Origin of the sequence: Pantoea sp. FN0307 (assembly GCF_050113815.1) — a bacterium.
Lineage (GTDB): Bacteria > Pseudomonadota > Gammaproteobacteria > Enterobacterales > Enterobacteriaceae > Mixta > Mixta alhagi.
In genome coordinates this window covers 162,440-177,895 of record NZ_JBNJSO010000007.1, presented here as the reverse complement: position 1 = coordinate 177,895, position 15,456 = coordinate 162,440, and the positions used below count along the sequence as shown (strand labels likewise).

Below are 15,456 nucleotides of genomic sequence, written 5' to 3'. Positions count from 1 at the left end.
GCGAGGGCGTGATGCAACTCGAACGATTACGCTTTCCGGTTAAGCTGACTTTTGCCATTCTTATCGCGCTACTGATTGGCTTTCACTTTAATCTGGAAACGCCGCGCTGGGCGGTGATGACTGCCGGTATCGTCGCCGGCGGTACCGCCTTTGCCGCAGGCGGCGACCCTTACTCTGGCGCGCTGCGTCACCGCGGTATGCTGCGTATCATCGGCACCTTCCTGGGCTGTCTGGCGGCGTTGGTAATTATGATCGCCACCATTCGCGCGCCGGTGGTAATGATGCTGCTCTGCTGTATCTGGGCCGGGTTCTGCGTTTGGGTTTCCTCTTTGATGCGTGTAGAAAACTCTTATGCGCTGGGGCTGGCGGGTTACACCGCGTTGATTATCGTGGTCAGCGTGGATTTAACTGCCGGCACGCCAATGCTGGCTCCGCAGTTTGCGGTAGAACGCTGCAGTGAGATTATTATTGGCATCATCTCAGCAATTTTGGCGGATGTGGTGTTCTCGCCGCGCTCGATCAAGAAGGTGATCGATAAAGAGATCGAAACGCTGCTGTTAGAGCAGTACCGCCTGCTGCAGCTCTGCGTGGCTCATGGCGATAAAGAAGAGGTGGATAAGGCGTGGGGCAATCTGGTGCGACGCACCACGACCCTTAACGGCATGCGTAGCCAGCTGAATATGGAGTCGTCACGCTGGCAGCGGGCAAACCGCCGCCTGAAAGGGATGCACACGCTTTCGCTGACATTGATTACGCAGGCAGCGGAAACGTTCCTGATCCAAAACTCGCGTCCTGAATTTATACCGCCGCAGTATCGTGTTCTGCTGGAAAAAGAGGTCAACAACCTCAGCGATCTGCACAAGCATCTGAAAAATCTGCGACGTGTGATAAGCGCATCCGGCAGTAAAAGCACGCCGATGACGCTGGTGAGCTGGGTAGGCGCTGCGACGCAATATTTGATGCTGTTAAAGGGCGTACAGACCAATAGCAGCATGAGTCAGCAGGAAGAAGCTCTGCTGAGCCACGAAGTGGAAGTGGTGCGTGCGCGCTCAGCGGAAACCCATCATGCGATGATTAACGGCATCCGTACTTTTGTTGCTACGGCGCTGGGGACGCTCTTCTGGCTCTATAGCGGCTGGACGTCCGGCAGCGGCTGTATGCTGATGCTGGCGGTGATTACCGCGCTGGCGATGCGTGCGCCGAATCCGCTGATGATGGCGAAAGACTTTCTTTACGGGATGACGGTGGCGGTACCGCTGGGCGCGCTCTATTTTATGGTGATTATGCCCTCTACGCAGCAGAGTATGCTGCTGCTCTGTATCGCGCTCGGTACGTTAGCGTTTGTCGCCGGTATCTTTATCCAGCGGCGGCAGTTGGGTACGCTCGGTGCGTTTGTCGGCACGCTGAATATTGTGGTGCTGGATAACCCTATGACGTTCTCAGTAAACTCCTTCCTTGATAGTGCGCTGGGTCAGGTTATCGGCTGTTTTGTGGCGCTGATGGTGATCCTGATTATTCGCGACAACTCACGCGCCCGCACTGGACGTACCTTGCTGAATCGCTTTATGTATGCAGCAGTATCGGCTCTGACGACCAATCAGGCGCGACGTAAAGAGAACCATCTGCCTGCGCTTTATCAACAGCTGTTTTTGCTGTTGAATCTGTTTCCCGGCGATATTGATAAGTACCGTCTGGCGCTGACTTTGATTATTGGTCATCAGCGCTTGCGGAATGCGGAGATCCCGGTGAACGCCGATCTCTCGGCGTTTCATAAGCAGCTGCGTTATACCGCTGACCGGGTGATAGCTTCACGTAGCGATGACAAGCGACGTTATTATTATCATAAGCTACTGCGCGAGTTTGATACCTATCAGGAAAAGCTCCAGCACTATCAGGCGCCGCTAAGCGTTACCGAGCCGGTTAAGCGCCTGGCCGATATGCTGAAAAAATATCAGAACACCCTGATCAATATTTAATCCTGCCGTCGGTGCCCTCAGGCACCGGCCTTTGCGCCCGTTCTCCCTGTTTTCCTGCCGTGCTGAAACCGAAGGCCCACGCTTTGCCAACTATACTTGGCACAACGGGACAGTAAAAACAGGAGCGTAAAATGACCCATTCCCTGCAAGATCATGAACTTTTCCAGACGGGCTGTCTGATTAACGGCCAGTGGCAAACCCTGAGCGAAACCTTTGAGGTGCTGAATCCGGCTACCGGCGAGGCGATCGCGCGCGTAGCTAAAGGCGGCAAGCGCGAAACCGAACAGGCGATTGCTGCAGCCGAGCAAGCTTTTCCCGCCTGGCGTGCCCTGACCGCGAAACAGCGATCGGAGATTCTTTATCGCTGGTATCAGCTGATTATCGAGAATAAAAGCTGGCTGGGACAGCTGATGACCGCTGAACAGGGGAAACCATTGAAAGAGGCTGAAGGTGAAGTGGAGTATGCCGCCAGCTTTATTCAGTGGTTTGCCGAGCAGGCCAAACGCGCCAATGGCGAAATCATTCCACCGGCCAAAAGCGGCGCGCGCATACTGGTCACGCGGGAACCGGTAGGCGTGGTAGCGGCCATTACGCCATGGAATTTTCCAATGGCGATGCTGACGCGTAAGCTGGGCCCTGCGCTGGCAGCAGGCTGCACCGGCATTATCAAGCCTGCCAACAATACGCCGCTTTCCGCCTTTGCGCTGCTGGCGCTGGCGCAAAAGGCGGGCGTACCCGATGGCGTGCTGAACGGCGTTGCTGGGGATACCCATGCCATCAGCGATGCCATTATGGCCAGCGGCGCGGTGCGTAAAATCTCCTTTACCGGCTCCACGGCCGTAGGCAAAACCCTAATGCGTAACGCTGCAGAAACCATGAAAAAAATTTCTATGGAGCTGGGCGGCAATGCGCCTTATATCGTGTTTGAGGATGCGGATATTGAGGCTGCGGTTAAAGGGGCGCTCGCCAATAAATTCCGTAATGCCGGCCAGGTTTGCGTTAGCGTGAATCGCTTTTTTATTCACGATACGGTTTATGAGCGCTTTGTTGAGCGGCTGGCAGAGGAAGTTAACAAACTCAGGGTCGGCAACGGTATGGAGGAGGGCGTAGTGGTTGGCCCGTTAATCAACCATGCTGCGGTAGAAAAAGTTGAGGAGCATGTAAAAGATGCGCAGGCGAAGGGCGGACGTATCGTGACCGGCGGCGCACGGCATGCATTAGGCGGTAATTTCTGGCAGCCCACGGTTATCGCCGAGGCCAGTGAAGAGATGAAGTTAGCGCATGAGGAGACTTTTGGCCCGGTAGCAGCCTGTTTTCGTTTTACTGATGAAGATGAGGTTATCCGTCGGGCAAACGCCACGGAATATGGCCTTGCAGCCTATTTTTATACACAAAACCTGCAACGGATCTTTCGCGTCTCTTCCGCGCTGGAAAGCGGCATGATCGGTATCAATGAGTGTGCAGTATCAACCGAACTGGCACCTTTCGGTGGCGTAAAAGAGTCCGGTCTGGGACGTGAAGGCTCGGTATTAGGTATGGAAGAATATCTGGAAGTAAAAGCCCTGCATATTGGTGGCCTGTAAGCAGATTGGGCGCGTGGCGCCCAATATCCTGGTAAGGAGCAACCGGCATGAAGAAAGAGATTTTTGACTTTAATGAGATCGTCGATCAGGCGCATTTTTATCGTCAGTTTAGCGAACGCTTTGCGCTTAACGATCGGTTAATTGTTGATCTGGATTCATTATGGGATGCCGTTACGCAATCGCAACTGCCATTACCGCTAGAAATAGAGTTTATTCATTTAGGAGCCGGGCAAAAACGCCGCTATGGCGCGCTGATTTTGCTGTTCGATGAAGCAGAAGAGGAACTGGAAGGTCAGCTTCGCTTTAATGTCCGTCAGACGAGAAAAAACCAATAAAAAAGGCCCTAAACAGCAGGGCCAAGGGGTTCGTCAAACAGCTGACGAGGAATGACTGATAGCGCTTTATTAAATGTCACGTTCAGCCTGTCAGACCCGCTAATAATTCAGGTATTTGACGGGATATCATGTTCAGGCCGTCGGCCCGGTAATTATTTGTAGATTTCAGCGGTGGCGTGGTAGTTACCGTTGGTATAAGCCTCAACAACGCGATAGGCAGAAGCGCCTTCTTTGTCTGCTTTCTGCGACAGATGCTGACGAATGGCGGTTGGGCTGGCATCAATACCGCTTACGGAAATGGTGCCGATGGGTTGCAGATTCTGGCTGGCAACGTCTTGCTGAGTAACCAGATCGGCTGCAGCTGCGCCAAATGAAAGCACGGAAGCCAGACCTAAAGCAGCAAAGGTAAATGTAGTTTTCATTTCTTACTCCTGAATATCGATGTTACGGCAGCCGGGATGGCTTGATAGCGATTATTATTTCTGAGGCTGCCTGAGTCGTTCATGCATTAAACCGGTGCACCCGGCAGTCACGTTGCGCTTATTTATACAGCTCAGCAGTAACGTGATAGTTATCGTTGTTACGCGCTTCGATAATGCGATAAGCGCTGGCACCCTGACGCTCAGCTTTTGCCTGCAGCGCCTGATGGATATCCATCGGCGTACCTGCAATGCCGCTGATGCTTACCGTACCAATTGGCTGCAGGTTTTGTGCCTGATCGGCGTTGATAGATTCTGCTGCAAAAGCGCTGAATGAGAGAGTAGAAGCAAGTCCTACGGTTGCGATGATAGTTTTAATGTTCATTGATCTGTTCCTCGTCTTCTATTTTTGTCTTTGTTTGCTCTGTGATCCACATCACGAAAACAAGTATAGATCTAATCACGCATGAAATTAATATTCTGCTAATAATGTTTTGTTGTTACGCTTTAGCTAATGACGCTTTTTTTATAACCAAGAGTTATATACAAAGGCTATTTATTGCGCAGAATTGGTTATTTTTTAATTAAAACAGTGTGATAAGTGGCTTTATCTATTTGTGCTTTGCTTTTTGGTGGAATCAACCAATAAACATGCTTAAGTGGTCACATCTCCTGCCTGGTGGTAATGCAGGCAGCACGATATGCGAATATGTTGATATCGCAGCCAATAAAAAAAGCGCTCTTATTCCATTTAACGCTGAGAGTGGCGTTTTGAAACACAGTAAGGCAGAAAGGAGGAGAAGAATGGGTAGAGGATAATATGCGCAAAAAGCAATCATACTGAATTAACAGAAAACAGGATCGCCCACTAATAGCCAGCGATCCCGCTTTGCTTACAGTTCCTGTTCAAACAGATTCAGGATAGCTTCATAAAGTTGTTTCACGGTAAAGGCGCGCGCTGGCGTGATAAAAATGGTGTCGTCGCCTGCAATCGTACCAAGGATCCCTTCCGCTTTGCCTAATGAGTCCAACAGGCGGGCAATTAACTGTGCTGCGCCGGGACTGGTATGAATCACCACCAGTGCATCATTGTAATCAATATCCAGCACCAGGTTTTTAAGCGGAGAGGTTGTGGTGGGCACCCCCAGTTCGGCTGGCAGACAGTAAACCATTTCCATCTTCGCGTTACGGGTACGCACCGCACCAAACTTGGTCAGCATACGGGAGACTTTCGACTGGTTGATATTGTCGAAGCCTTCATCCTGCAGGGCTGTCACAATTTCACCCTGCGAGCTGAATTTTTCCTCTTTCAATAAAGCCTTGAATGCTTTAATCAGATCTTCTTGTTTCGATGGGTTACGCATAGGCTACCGATAATATAAAAATGCTGTGAAGCCCGGCCAGCAGGCAATACATTATTATGCATTTAAATGAATGTTTATGCAAATACGCTGCGGTGAACAGTGCCGTTACCGCGCAGTGGGCGCGCATTTTACCAGACTTTTGGCGCAGATAAAATTTACGCGAAGCGCATAGCTATGGCAGACGAAGTGAAGGGATTGTTATAAAATTGATGTTGTTCTGCTAAGCGCGGACGGTGTAAGGTATTGTTGATTAATTTATCTGTATCCGGTTACGCCCAGTGTCAGGCCTGTACGTAATGCGGTCATTTTCACCCGTTTCTGCTGGCTTTTATCGGCCAGGTAAAACGATGACAACGTCCTCGCTATTACTTCTCAGGTCGTCCAGCATAGTACCCCGCTGGATTCCGACATTTTTATGCTCACAATAATAAGGAGTTTAGGATGAAAGTTGCAGTTCTCGGTGCGGCTGGTGGTATCGGCCAGGCACTCGCACTTCTGCTGAAAACCCAGTTACCTGCGGGTTCAGAACTCTCTCTGTATGATATTGCTCCCGTAACGCCCGGTGTGGCCGTTGATTTAAGCCACATTCCTACGCCGGTTAAAATCAAAGGTTTCAGCGGTGAAGATGCAACGCCTGCACTGCAGGGCGCCGATGTGGTATTGATCTCTGCCGGCGTGGCACGTAAGCCGGGTATGGATCGCTCGGATCTGTTTAATGTTAATGCCGGTATTGTACGCAATCTGATCGAGCAGGTGGCTAAAACTGCTCCTAAAGCGCTGATTGGTATCATTACCAATCCGGTAAACACCACCGTTGCCATTGCCGCAGAGGTGCTGAAAAAAGCCGGCGTTTACGATAAAAATCGTCTGTTCGGCGTGACTACGCTGGATATTATCCGCTCAAACACTTTCGTGGCGGAGCTGAAAGGCAAACAGCCGACCGAACTGAATGTACCGGTAGTGGGTGGACACTCCGGCGTCACCATTCTGCCACTGCTTTCACAGGTGCCAGACGTCTCTTTCAGCGAACAGGAAGTAGCCGATCTGACCAAACGTATCCAGAACGCGGGTACGGAAGTGGTTGAGGCCAAGGCGGGCGGCGGATCCGCTACGCTGTCAATGGGACAGGCAGCTGCGCGCTTTGGTCTGTCACTGGTACGCGCGCTGCAGGGTGAAAGCAATGTGGTAGAGTGCGCCTATGTTGAGGGCGATGGTGAATATGCGCGATTCTTCTCGCAGCCGCTGCTGCTGGGCAAAGAGGGCGTGGCTGAGCGTCGTCCCATTGGCCAACTGAGCGACTTTGAGCAAAAAGCGCTGGAAGGCATGCTGGAGACGCTGAAGAAAGATATTCAGCTGGGCGAAGAGTTCGTTAAGTAATATTACTGATATTAAAAAGGGAGCCACAGGGCTCCCTTTTTTATTACGCAGCAGAAGACCGTTTTAAAAGGAGCCTTCGAGCGTCTTGTTACGGCGTCGCTATTGCGCCGGATATTCCTGAATGGTGACTTCCAGCGTCAGTTTCCGATCGTTACGAATAACCTGCACATCAATCACCGAGCCGGGACGTATCTCAGCCACCTGATCCATGGTTTCCTGCGCAGAAACGGCGGGCTTGCCGTTAACGCTGGTAATCAGGTCATTCGCCTGAATACCGGCTTTGGCTGCCGGGCCTTCAGGCGCAACGGTATTCACTACAATTCCCTGAATATGATCCACACCGGCATTCTGTCCATGCAGCGGTGGCACTTCACGCCCGGTAATCCCGATGTAGCCGCGAATAACGCGCCCGTCACGAATAAGCTTATCCATGATTTTTGTCGCCAGCGCGGTGGGGATTGCAAAGCCGATCCCTTCCGGCGTCTCGCCATCGTTACTTTTATCAAACGAAAGCGTATTGATGCCCATCAGCTCGCCCAGGGAGTTGATAAGCGCGCCGCCAGAGTTGCCCCGGTTAATCGAAGCATCGGTTTGCAGAAAGTTTTGTCGCCCGGAAGGGCTTAAGCCTACGCGGCCAGTGGCGCTGATAATGCCCTGGGTGACGGTTTGCCCAAGGTTATAGGGGTTGCCGATAGCCATTACGATATCGCCCACGTGCGCGATGCGTTCCGGGTTAATGGGAATAACCGGCAGGTTAGTGGCGGTGATTTTCAGTACCGCCAGATCGGTCAGGCTGTCAGAGCCAACCAGCATAGCCTCAATAAAACGTCCATCCTGTAACGCGACAATAATCTGATCGGCACCGTTGATAACGTGACGGTTGGTCAGGATATAACCTTTATTATTCATTATCACGCCGGAGCCGAGCGTAGTAATACCTCGTCCGTTACTGCTCGACGCGCTGCGGTTATAGACGTTTACCACGGCCGGAACGGCGCGGCGTACTCCCTGATTAAAGCTAAATGGCGTTTGATCGGCGCTGCTTTCCGGCACAGAAAGCAGGCTGCTGCCGATGCGCAACGCGGGCATCACCGCCAGTAAAATACCTGCGACGATCAGCCCCAGAACTACCGAGCGCAAGAGTTTAAGAAACATGATGTTAAGCTATATCGGAAAAGAACTGGGGCAGAATATCATGAGTTGCGCGGACACACACGGGCTTGTGTCCGCAACATGATATGGCGCTTTTTTAGCGCAGCAGCAGATAGAGGCTTTCACCGCCGCGTACGATATTCAGTGCCAGGAAAGGCGGCTTGCTGGCCAGTGCCTTACGCATCTCATCCAGGTTCTGAACGCGCGTGCGGTTAACGCCAATGATGACATCATCTTTTTGCAAACCGATCTGCTCCGCCGGCGTCGCCTTTTGTACGCTATCTACCTTAACGCCTTTATTACCGTCAGGCAGCTGACCATCGCTGAGCGCCGCGCCCTGTAACGCAGGCGTCATGAGTTCGTCGCTGGTCATAGTACGCGCGCTGGCATCAAGCTTCACCGTGACGCTAAGCGGTTTCCCTTCGCGCAGCAGGCCGATTTTTACCTCTTTGCCCGGCGGCGTGGTACCGATTTTCACCCGCAGTTCAGCAAAGCTGGTAATGGACTTGCCGTCCACAGAAGTAATAATGTCGCCAGACTTGATTCCAGCGGTCGCCGCCGCGGATTTAGGCAGCACTTCAGAGACGAAGGCGCCGCGTTGGGCATCCACATTAAAGGCGCGCGCCATATCAGCGGTCATTTCCGTGCCTTTAATGCCCAACTGACCACGTTTTACTTCGCCAGTCTCAATCAGCTGCTTAGCCAGCTCCATAGCCATATTGCCCGGAATAGCAAAGCCGATGCCAATGTTGCCACCGCTGGAGGCAAGAATAGCAGTATTGATGCCGATCAGCTCACCGTTAAGATTTACCAGCGCGCCGCCGGAGTTGCCGCGGTTAATTGCAGCATCGGTCTGAATAAAGTTCTCCAGGCCTTCCAGGTTCAGCCCGCTGCGGCCCAGCGCAGAGATAATGCCTGAGGTTGCTGTCTGACCGAGGCCAAAGGGGTTGCCGATGGCGATAGCGAAGTCGCCGACCCGTAACTGGTCTGAATCTGCAACTTTAACCTGCGTCAGGTTTTTCGCATTCAACACCTGAATAAGCGCAATGTCGGTCTGAGCATCGCGGCCCAGCAGCTTAGCGTCATATTCACGGCCATCGCTCAGCTGAACACTGATTTTATCAGCGCCGTTAACCACATGGTTGTTGGTTAAAATATAGCCTTTCTGGGCATCAATAATCACGCCCGAACCCAGTCCTTCGAAAGGCTGAGGTTGCGCATCCCCCTGTCCCTGACCGAAAAAGCGTTTTAACGGCTCAGGCAGATCCTGCGCGGCGTTTTCGGTTGCCGTGCCCTCAACATGAACGCTGACCACGGCCGGCAACACTTTCTCCAGCATGGGCGCCAGACTGGGCAGGGCCTGATTCTGGACCTGGGAAGGCAGCGAAGCCATGGCTGAAGGTGCCAGGCTGAAATTTAAACCAACGGATAAGGCTACCGCGCTCAACAATAATGATCTTTTCTTCATCGTTACGACGCTCTCGCTGCTTAACAGGGGATTGACAGAGTGACTTGCCAGCTCAGGTAGCTGGCTTGAAAAAGCGAAAGAAGACAGGGCGCTGGCGCGCCCCGTGAATCAATTGCGTGGCGTGCGCTCACCACGCAGCAGACCGGACGCATTTTCTGAATAATCACGCGGGATCTGCACCGGTGCCTGATCGTTATCCGCTTCCGCTTCGGTAAGCTGATAAGAGAACGGATTTTTCTCACCCGGCAGGTCAGGCAGCAGATCGTTAGATCCTTTCGCCATATGCTGATAAAGCTGACGATAATCACGCGCCATGTTATCCAGCAGCTCTGCGCTATGAGCAAAGTGGTTGGTCAACTCTTCGCGGTAATCCGCCAGCTCCGCTTTGGATTTCTCCAGTTCATACTGCAGCGAGCGCTGCTCGCGCAATTTCTTATTACCAAAACGCATGGCGACAGCGCCGATAATAATGCCAACGACTAAACCAATTAGCCCGTATTCCCAGGTCATAATGACTCCCGTATTGTCCTCGTTGTTCCGTAGGGCGTTCCACTTCAATAGTAGCCACTATAACCGTTAATCTAATGGAAGTGGAATCCTGCGGCAGCATCGCTTAGTGTAGAACGAACTTTTTTTCGACAAACAGGCAGTTGCCTGACATTTTTTAGGGAAGCAGGAGCAAGAATGCAAACGATGTCTCCGCTGGCGCGTTATCAGCAGGCGCTGGATAAAGGTGAATATCAACCTGATGAAGTTCAGCATAAGGCGATAAGCCGCCTGGATGCGATTCAGCGGGCGCTTATCGCCCGTCAACTTTCAGAACAGCAACCCACTTCAGGCTGGCTGGGCAAGTTCAATAAGCTGCTGGGAAAAGAGAAAAGCAGTCAGCCGCCGCCGGTGCGTGGCCTTTATATGTGGGGCGGCGTCGGGCGCGGCAAAACCTGGGTGATGGATCTCTTTTTTCAGTCTATTCCTGGCGAGCGCAAGCTGCGGCTTCATTTCCATCGTTTCATGCTGCGGGTGCATGAAGAGTTAACCGCGCTGCAGGGTGAAAGCGATCCGCTGGAAATCGTGGCGGACCGCTTTAAAGCCCAGGCGGATGTGCTCTGCTTCGATGAGTTTTTTGTCTCTGATATTACGGATGCCATGCTGCTGGGCACCCTGATGGAAGCCCTCTTTGCCCGTGGCATTACCCTGGTCGCCACTTCCAATATCCCGCCTGATGAGCTCTACCGCAACGGTCTGCAGCGCGCGCGCTTTTTACCTGCTATTGAGCAGATCAAGCAGCATTGCGAAATCATGAACGTTGATGCAGGCATCGATTACCGCCTGCGTACGTTAACGTCAGCGCATCTCTGGATGTCGCCGTTAAGTGAAGAAACGCGTCAGGCGATGAGCCGCATGTTTATCGCGCTGGCAGGGCAGGCGGCCGAAGAGCGGCCGGTGCTGGAAATCAATCACCGTCAGTTACCGACGCAGGGTGTGGAAAAGGGCGTACTGGCGATCGACTTCGCCACGCTGTGCGGAGAAGGGCGCAGCCAGCATGATTACATTGAGCTTTCGCGGCGTTTTCATAGCGTGCTGCTGCTGGATGTCCCGGTTATGCAGGCGCGCAGCGAAGACCGTGCGCGGCGTTTTCTGGCGTTAGTGGATGAGTTTTACGAACGGCACGTAAAGCTGGTGGTTTCCGCCGAGGCGTCGCTGTTTGATATTTATCAGGGCGAACGGCTGAAATTCGAGTATCAGCGCTGCCTGTCGCGTCTGCAGGAGATGCAAAGCGAAGAGTATTTGCGCTTAAAGCATCTCACCTGAGCCCGGCACCTTTTTTTGTTGAAAAGTGATCGATCTTTGGCAGCGACTTCTCTATAATCTTGCGACCCCACGTTACGGCAAAGTTTTTTTTCCCAGAAACTTTGTAGCACCGGCAAAACTGTCCGAGGGGGTGGCTTGCTGGTCGATAAGGTCGTGTGAGCCTCAACCGTTTATTCAAGCGTTTGGGATTTCACCAACGTGTAACTTAATTTGGGTAAGCTTTTAGATGAAAACTTTTACAGCTAAGCCAGAAACCGTCCAACGTGACTGGTATGTCGTTGACGCGACGGGCAAAACTTTAGGTCGTTTAGCGACTGAACTGGCTCGCCGTCTGCGTGGCAAGCATAAAGCGGAATACACTCCGCACGTTGATACTGGTGATTACATCATCGTTCTGAACGCAGAAAAAGTTGCCGTAACCGGTAACAAGCGTAGCGATAAGATCTATTACCATCACACCGGTCATATCGGTGGTATCAAGCAAGCGACCTTCGAAGAGATGATTGCTCGCCGTCCTGAGCGCGTAATTGAAATCGCGGTTAAAGGTATGCTGCCGAAGGGCCCGCTGGGTCGTGCTATGTACCGTAAACTGAAAGTTTACGCGGGCAACGAGCACAACCATGCGGCACAGCAACCGCAAGTTCTTGACATTTAATCGGGATTACAGGCAATGGCTGAGAATCAAAACTACGGCACTGGTCGCCGCAAAAGCTCTTCCGCTCGCGTCTTTATCAAGCCGGGTAGCGGTAACATCGTTATCAACCAGCGTTCTCTGGAACAGTACTTCGGTCGTGAAACTGCCCGCATGGTAGTTCGTCAGCCGCTGGAACTGCTGGATCTGGTTGGTAAATTCGATCTCTACATCACCGTTAAAGGTGGTGGTATCTCTGGTCAGGCTGGTGCGATCCGTCACGGTATCACCCGCGCTCTGATGGAGTACGACGAGTCCCTGCGTGGCGAACTGCGTAAAGCTGGCTTCGTTACTCGTGATGCTCGTGAAGTTGAACGTAAGAAAGTCGGCCTGCGTAAAGCACGTCGTCGTCCGCAGTTCTCCAAACGTTAATTGTTTCTGCTTCGGCAGCAACAGTTACAAAAAACCCGGCGCCTTGCGCTGGGTTTTTTTATGCGTAAAAAGCCGTAAAACAGAGGTAAATGCCGCCTTTTTACCGGCAATTCTTTTTGCCCATCCCCACAAGCTGCCTAAAATCTGGTAAACTGACTGTCACTTTGCGCCCGTTAAACGGAGAGCGTCCTGACAGGAAAGGATTGGCGTCGCTCCGCTGCGGGTGGTTTCGTCAAGCAGGTTAGTCGCCGCGCGGTTGGCTATTCGCACTGTATTCTGGATAAACTTGGAGGTTTTCATGGCTGTCGCTGCCAACAAACGTTCGGTAATGACGCTGTTTTCTGGTCCGACTGACATTTTCAGCCATCAGGTGCGTATCGTACTGGCAGAAAAAGGTGTCAGCGTTGAGATCGAGCAGGTTGAAATGGATAATCTGCCGCAGGATCTGATTGACCTCAACCCGTATCGTACCGTGCCTACGCTGGTCGATCGTGAGCTGACGCTGTATCAATCACGCATCATTATGGAATACCTCGACGAGCGCTTCCCGCATCCGCCACTGATGCCTGTTTATCCGGTTGCACGTGGTGAAAGCCGTCTGATGATGCATCGTATTGAGCAAGACTGGTACAGCCTGATGCGCACTATTGAAACCGGCTCCGCTCAGCAGGCGGAAACGGCACGTAAGCAGCTGCGTGAAGAGCTGCTGGCGATTGCGCCGCTGTTTACGCGCACGCCTTTCTTCCTGAGTGAAGAGTTCAGCCTGGTAGACTGCTATCTGGCTCCGCTGTTGTGGCGTTTGCCGTTGCTTGGCGTGGAACTGGTGGGCAGCGGAACGAAAGAACTTAAAGGCTACATGACACGCGTATTTGAGCGTGACTCTTTCCTCGCTTCGCTGACCGAAGCAGAACGCGAAATGCGCCTGCAAGCCCGGGGCTAACGGCTATGGAAATGTCTCAGCTTACCGCTCGCCGTCCTTACCTGCTGCGCGCTTTTTATGAGTGGCTGTTGGACAATCAGCTCACGCCGCATTTAGTGGTGGACATCAATCTGCCTGGCGTGTTGGTGCCGCTTGAGTATGCACGTGATGGACAGATTGTATTGAACATCGCGCCGCGTGCCGTCGGCAATCTGGAGCTGGGTAATGATGAGGTGCGCTTTAATGCGCGCTTCGGCGGCGTTCCTCGTCAGGTTAGCGTGCCTATCGCGGCAGTGCTGGCTATCTATGCGCGTGAGAATGGTGCTGGCACCATGTTTGAGCCAGAGCCCGCTTATGAGCTGCAGGATATGGATGAGCTGTCTCAGGGACAGGAAGAGACGGTCATGTCCGTGATTGACGGCGACCGTCCTGATGATGCCGAACCCGAAGGCGATAATCCTGATGACGATCCGCCGCCGCGCGGTGGCCGTCCTGCATTACGCGTCGTTAAATAAAAATAAAAAGCCCGCCAAAATCAGGCGGGCTTTTTTTATTGGGCAGTCTGGTCAGACTTCCAGATAGTTCATAATCCCTTCAGCAGCTTTACGCCCTTCAGCAATCGCAGTAACCACTAAATCAGAGCCGCGTACTGCATCACCGCCGGCAAAAATTTTCGGGTTAGTGGTCTGGAAAGCATTTTCTTCTGCTTCTGGCGCAATGATTCGGCCCTGTGCGTCAAGCTCGACGCTAAACTGCTCCAGCCATTCCATTTTATGCGGACGGAAGCCAAAGGCAACGACGACCGCGTCGGCGGGCAGAATATGCTCAGAACCGGCAACGATTTCAGCACGACGACGACCTTGTGCATCGGGCTGGCCCATTTCAGTGCGGGCAACCCTGACGCCGCAGACACGACCGTTACCGTTTATCTCCACGCCTAACGGCTGCAGATTGAACTGGAATTCCACGCCTTCTTCACGTGCGTTTTTAACTTCCCGGCGTGAGCCCGGCATGTTCTCTTCATCGCGACGATAGGCGCAGGTTACGTGCGTCGCGCCCTGACGAATAGAGGTGCGTACACAGTCCATCGCCGTATCGCCGCCGCCCAATACCACCACGCGTTTGCCTTGCATATTGATATAGGGTTGCTCAGCCAGCTCATCAAAGCCCATGATTTGACGCGTATTGGCGATCAGGAACGGCAGGGCATCGTACACGCCCGGCGCATCTTCATTTTCCAGTCCGCCACGCATTGACTGATAGGTGCCAACGCCAAGGAACACCGCATCAAAATCACTGATCAGATCGCTTAGCTGAACATCACGGCCAACTTCAGTATTCAGCTGAAACTCAATGCCCATCTCAGTAAACATGGTGCGGCGACGCGTCATGACCTCTTTTTCCAGCTTGAAAGCCGGGATACCAAAGGTGAGCAGGCCGCCGATTTCCGGATGCCGATCGTAAACCACCGCTTTGACGCCATTGCGGGTTAAGACATCAGCGCAGGCCAGGCCAGCCGGACCCGCACCGATGATCGCCACGCGTTTACCGGTGGGCTTAACGTGCGACAGATCCGGACGCCAGCCCATCTCCATCGCTTTATCATTGATATAACGCTCAATGTTGCCAATGGTGACAGCACCAAACTCATCGTTAAGCGTACAGGAGCCTTCGCACAGGCGATCCTGCGGGCAAACGCGCCCGCATACTTCAGGCAGACTATTTGTCTGGTGCGATAGCTCAGCCGCTTCGATAATTCTTCCCTCATTGGCCAGCTTAAGCCAGTTCGGGATGTAGTTGTGTACCGGACATTTCCATTCGCAGTAGGGGTTACCGCATGACAAACAGCGATCCGCCTGGGCTTTCGCCTGACTTCCCGAAAAAGGTTCGTAGATTTCTACAAACTCAATTTTACGGATCTTGAGCGGTTTTTTCGGCGGATCAACGCGCTGCAAGTCGATAAACTGATAAACGTTTTGGCTCATTGA

16 protein-coding genes are annotated in these 15,456 nt (G+C 52.6%); 9 read left to right on the top strand and 7 right to left on the bottom strand.

Annotation, left to right across the window (positions count from 1 at the left end; translation table 11 throughout):
- Positions 1 to 11 precede the first annotated feature (11 nt).
- From aaeB to ACQE3Z_RS18235, 3 genes are all read left to right on the top strand, one after another.
- Positions 12 to 1,976 carry a p-hydroxybenzoic acid efflux pump subunit AaeB gene (gene aaeB / locus ACQE3Z_RS18245; RefSeq protein ID WP_426974867.1) on the top strand — a complete coding sequence of 655 codons (1,965 nt, stop codon included), beginning with the start codon at positions 12 to 14 and terminating at the stop codon, positions 1,974 to 1,976.
- Between the two features lie 131 nt (positions 1,977 to 2,107).
- A complete protein-coding gene (locus tag ACQE3Z_RS18240; RefSeq protein ID WP_426974866.1) occupies positions 2,108 to 3,559 on the top strand; it encodes an NAD-dependent succinate-semialdehyde dehydrogenase in 1,452 nt (483 codons plus the stop codon).
- Between the two features lie 47 nt (positions 3,560 to 3,606).
- Positions 3,607 to 3,894: a barstar family protein gene (locus ACQE3Z_RS18235; protein WP_426974865.1), complete on the top strand. Its 288-nt coding sequence runs from the start codon at positions 3,607 to 3,609 to the stop codon at positions 3,892 to 3,894.
- Between the two features lie 152 nt (positions 3,895 to 4,046).
- Here ACQE3Z_RS18235 and yhcN (ACQE3Z_RS18230) read toward each other — a convergent pair whose 3' ends face one another.
- The 3 genes from yhcN (ACQE3Z_RS18230) to argR all read right to left on the bottom strand — a co-directional run bounded on the left by yhcN (ACQE3Z_RS18230) (position 4,047) and on the right by argR (position 5,677).
- Entirely contained in the window at positions 4,047 to 4,316 is a 270-nt protein-coding gene (yhcN, locus tag ACQE3Z_RS18230; protein ID WP_426974864.1) for a peroxide/acid stress response protein YhcN, read from the bottom strand.
- Positions 4,317 to 4,434: 118 nt separating this feature from the next.
- The gene (yhcN, locus tag ACQE3Z_RS18225) at positions 4,435 to 4,698 is read right to left on the bottom strand and encodes a peroxide/acid stress response protein YhcN (RefSeq protein ID WP_085068369.1); all 264 of its coding nucleotides are present in this window, start codon (positions 4,696 to 4,698) and stop codon (positions 4,435 to 4,437) included.
- A gap of 508 nt (positions 4,699 to 5,206) precedes the next feature.
- Positions 5,207 to 5,677: a transcriptional regulator ArgR gene (gene argR / locus ACQE3Z_RS18220; protein WP_250651589.1), complete on the bottom strand. Its 471-nt coding sequence runs from the start codon at positions 5,675 to 5,677 to the stop codon at positions 5,207 to 5,209.
- A 441-nt stretch (positions 5,678 to 6,118) separates the two neighbouring features.
- On the opposite strand from argR, the gene mdh reads away from it, so the two are divergent.
- The gene (gene mdh, locus ACQE3Z_RS18215; RefSeq protein WP_426974863.1) at positions 6,119 to 7,054 is read left to right on the top strand and encodes a malate dehydrogenase; all 936 of its coding nucleotides are present in this window, start codon (positions 6,119 to 6,121) and stop codon (positions 7,052 to 7,054) included.
- Positions 7,055 to 7,153: 99 nt separating this feature from the next.
- Here mdh and degS read toward each other — a convergent pair whose 3' ends face one another.
- From degS to zapG, 3 genes are all read right to left on the bottom strand, one after another.
- The gene (degS, locus tag ACQE3Z_RS18210) at positions 7,154 to 8,209 is read right to left on the bottom strand and encodes an outer membrane-stress sensor serine endopeptidase DegS (RefSeq protein WP_426974862.1); all 1,056 of its coding nucleotides are present in this window, start codon (positions 8,207 to 8,209) and stop codon (positions 7,154 to 7,156) included.
- A gap of 94 nt (positions 8,210 to 8,303) precedes the next feature.
- A complete protein-coding gene (degQ, locus tag ACQE3Z_RS18205; protein ID WP_426974861.1) occupies positions 8,304 to 9,674 on the bottom strand; it encodes a serine endoprotease DegQ in 1,371 nt (456 codons plus the stop codon).
- 108 nt (positions 9,675 to 9,782) lie between these two features.
- Positions 9,783 to 10,184: a Z-ring associated protein ZapG gene (zapG, locus tag ACQE3Z_RS18200; protein WP_085068359.1), complete on the bottom strand. Its 402-nt coding sequence runs from the start codon at positions 10,182 to 10,184 to the stop codon at positions 9,783 to 9,785.
- 174 nt (positions 10,185 to 10,358) lie between these two features.
- Between zapG and zapE the strand changes: the two genes are divergently transcribed.
- From zapE to sspB, 5 genes are all read left to right on the top strand, one after another.
- Positions 10,359 to 11,486: a cell division protein ZapE gene (gene zapE / locus ACQE3Z_RS18195; RefSeq protein WP_426974860.1), complete on the top strand. Its 1,128-nt coding sequence runs from the start codon at positions 10,359 to 10,361 to the stop codon at positions 11,484 to 11,486.
- Positions 11,487 to 11,712: 226 nt separating this feature from the next.
- Positions 11,713 to 12,141 carry a 50S ribosomal protein L13 gene (gene rplM / locus ACQE3Z_RS18190; protein ID WP_006121722.1) on the top strand — a complete coding sequence of 143 codons (429 nt, stop codon included), beginning with the start codon at positions 11,713 to 11,715 and terminating at the stop codon, positions 12,139 to 12,141.
- 15 nt (positions 12,142 to 12,156) lie between these two features.
- Positions 12,157 to 12,549, top strand: coding sequence for a 30S ribosomal protein S9 (rpsI, locus tag ACQE3Z_RS18185; RefSeq protein ID WP_085068355.1), 393 nt, complete (start codon positions 12,157 to 12,159; stop codon positions 12,547 to 12,549).
- 298 nt (positions 12,550 to 12,847) lie between these two features.
- Positions 12,848 to 13,489, top strand: a complete 642-nt coding sequence (gene sspA / locus ACQE3Z_RS18180; protein ID WP_249893174.1) for a stringent starvation protein SspA — start codon at positions 12,848 to 12,850, stop codon at positions 13,487 to 13,489.
- Positions 13,490 to 13,494: 5 nt separating this feature from the next.
- The gene (gene sspB, locus ACQE3Z_RS18175; RefSeq protein ID WP_085068351.1) at positions 13,495 to 13,983 is read left to right on the top strand and encodes a ClpXP protease specificity-enhancing factor; all 489 of its coding nucleotides are present in this window, start codon (positions 13,495 to 13,497) and stop codon (positions 13,981 to 13,983) included.
- 51 nt (positions 13,984 to 14,034) lie between these two features.
- Here sspB and ACQE3Z_RS18170 read toward each other — a convergent pair whose 3' ends face one another.
- The gene (locus tag ACQE3Z_RS18170; protein ID WP_085068349.1) at positions 14,035 to 15,453 is read right to left on the bottom strand and encodes a glutamate synthase small subunit; all 1,419 of its coding nucleotides are present in this window, start codon (positions 15,451 to 15,453) and stop codon (positions 14,035 to 14,037) included.
- Positions 15,454 to 15,456: the final 3 nt, after the last annotated feature.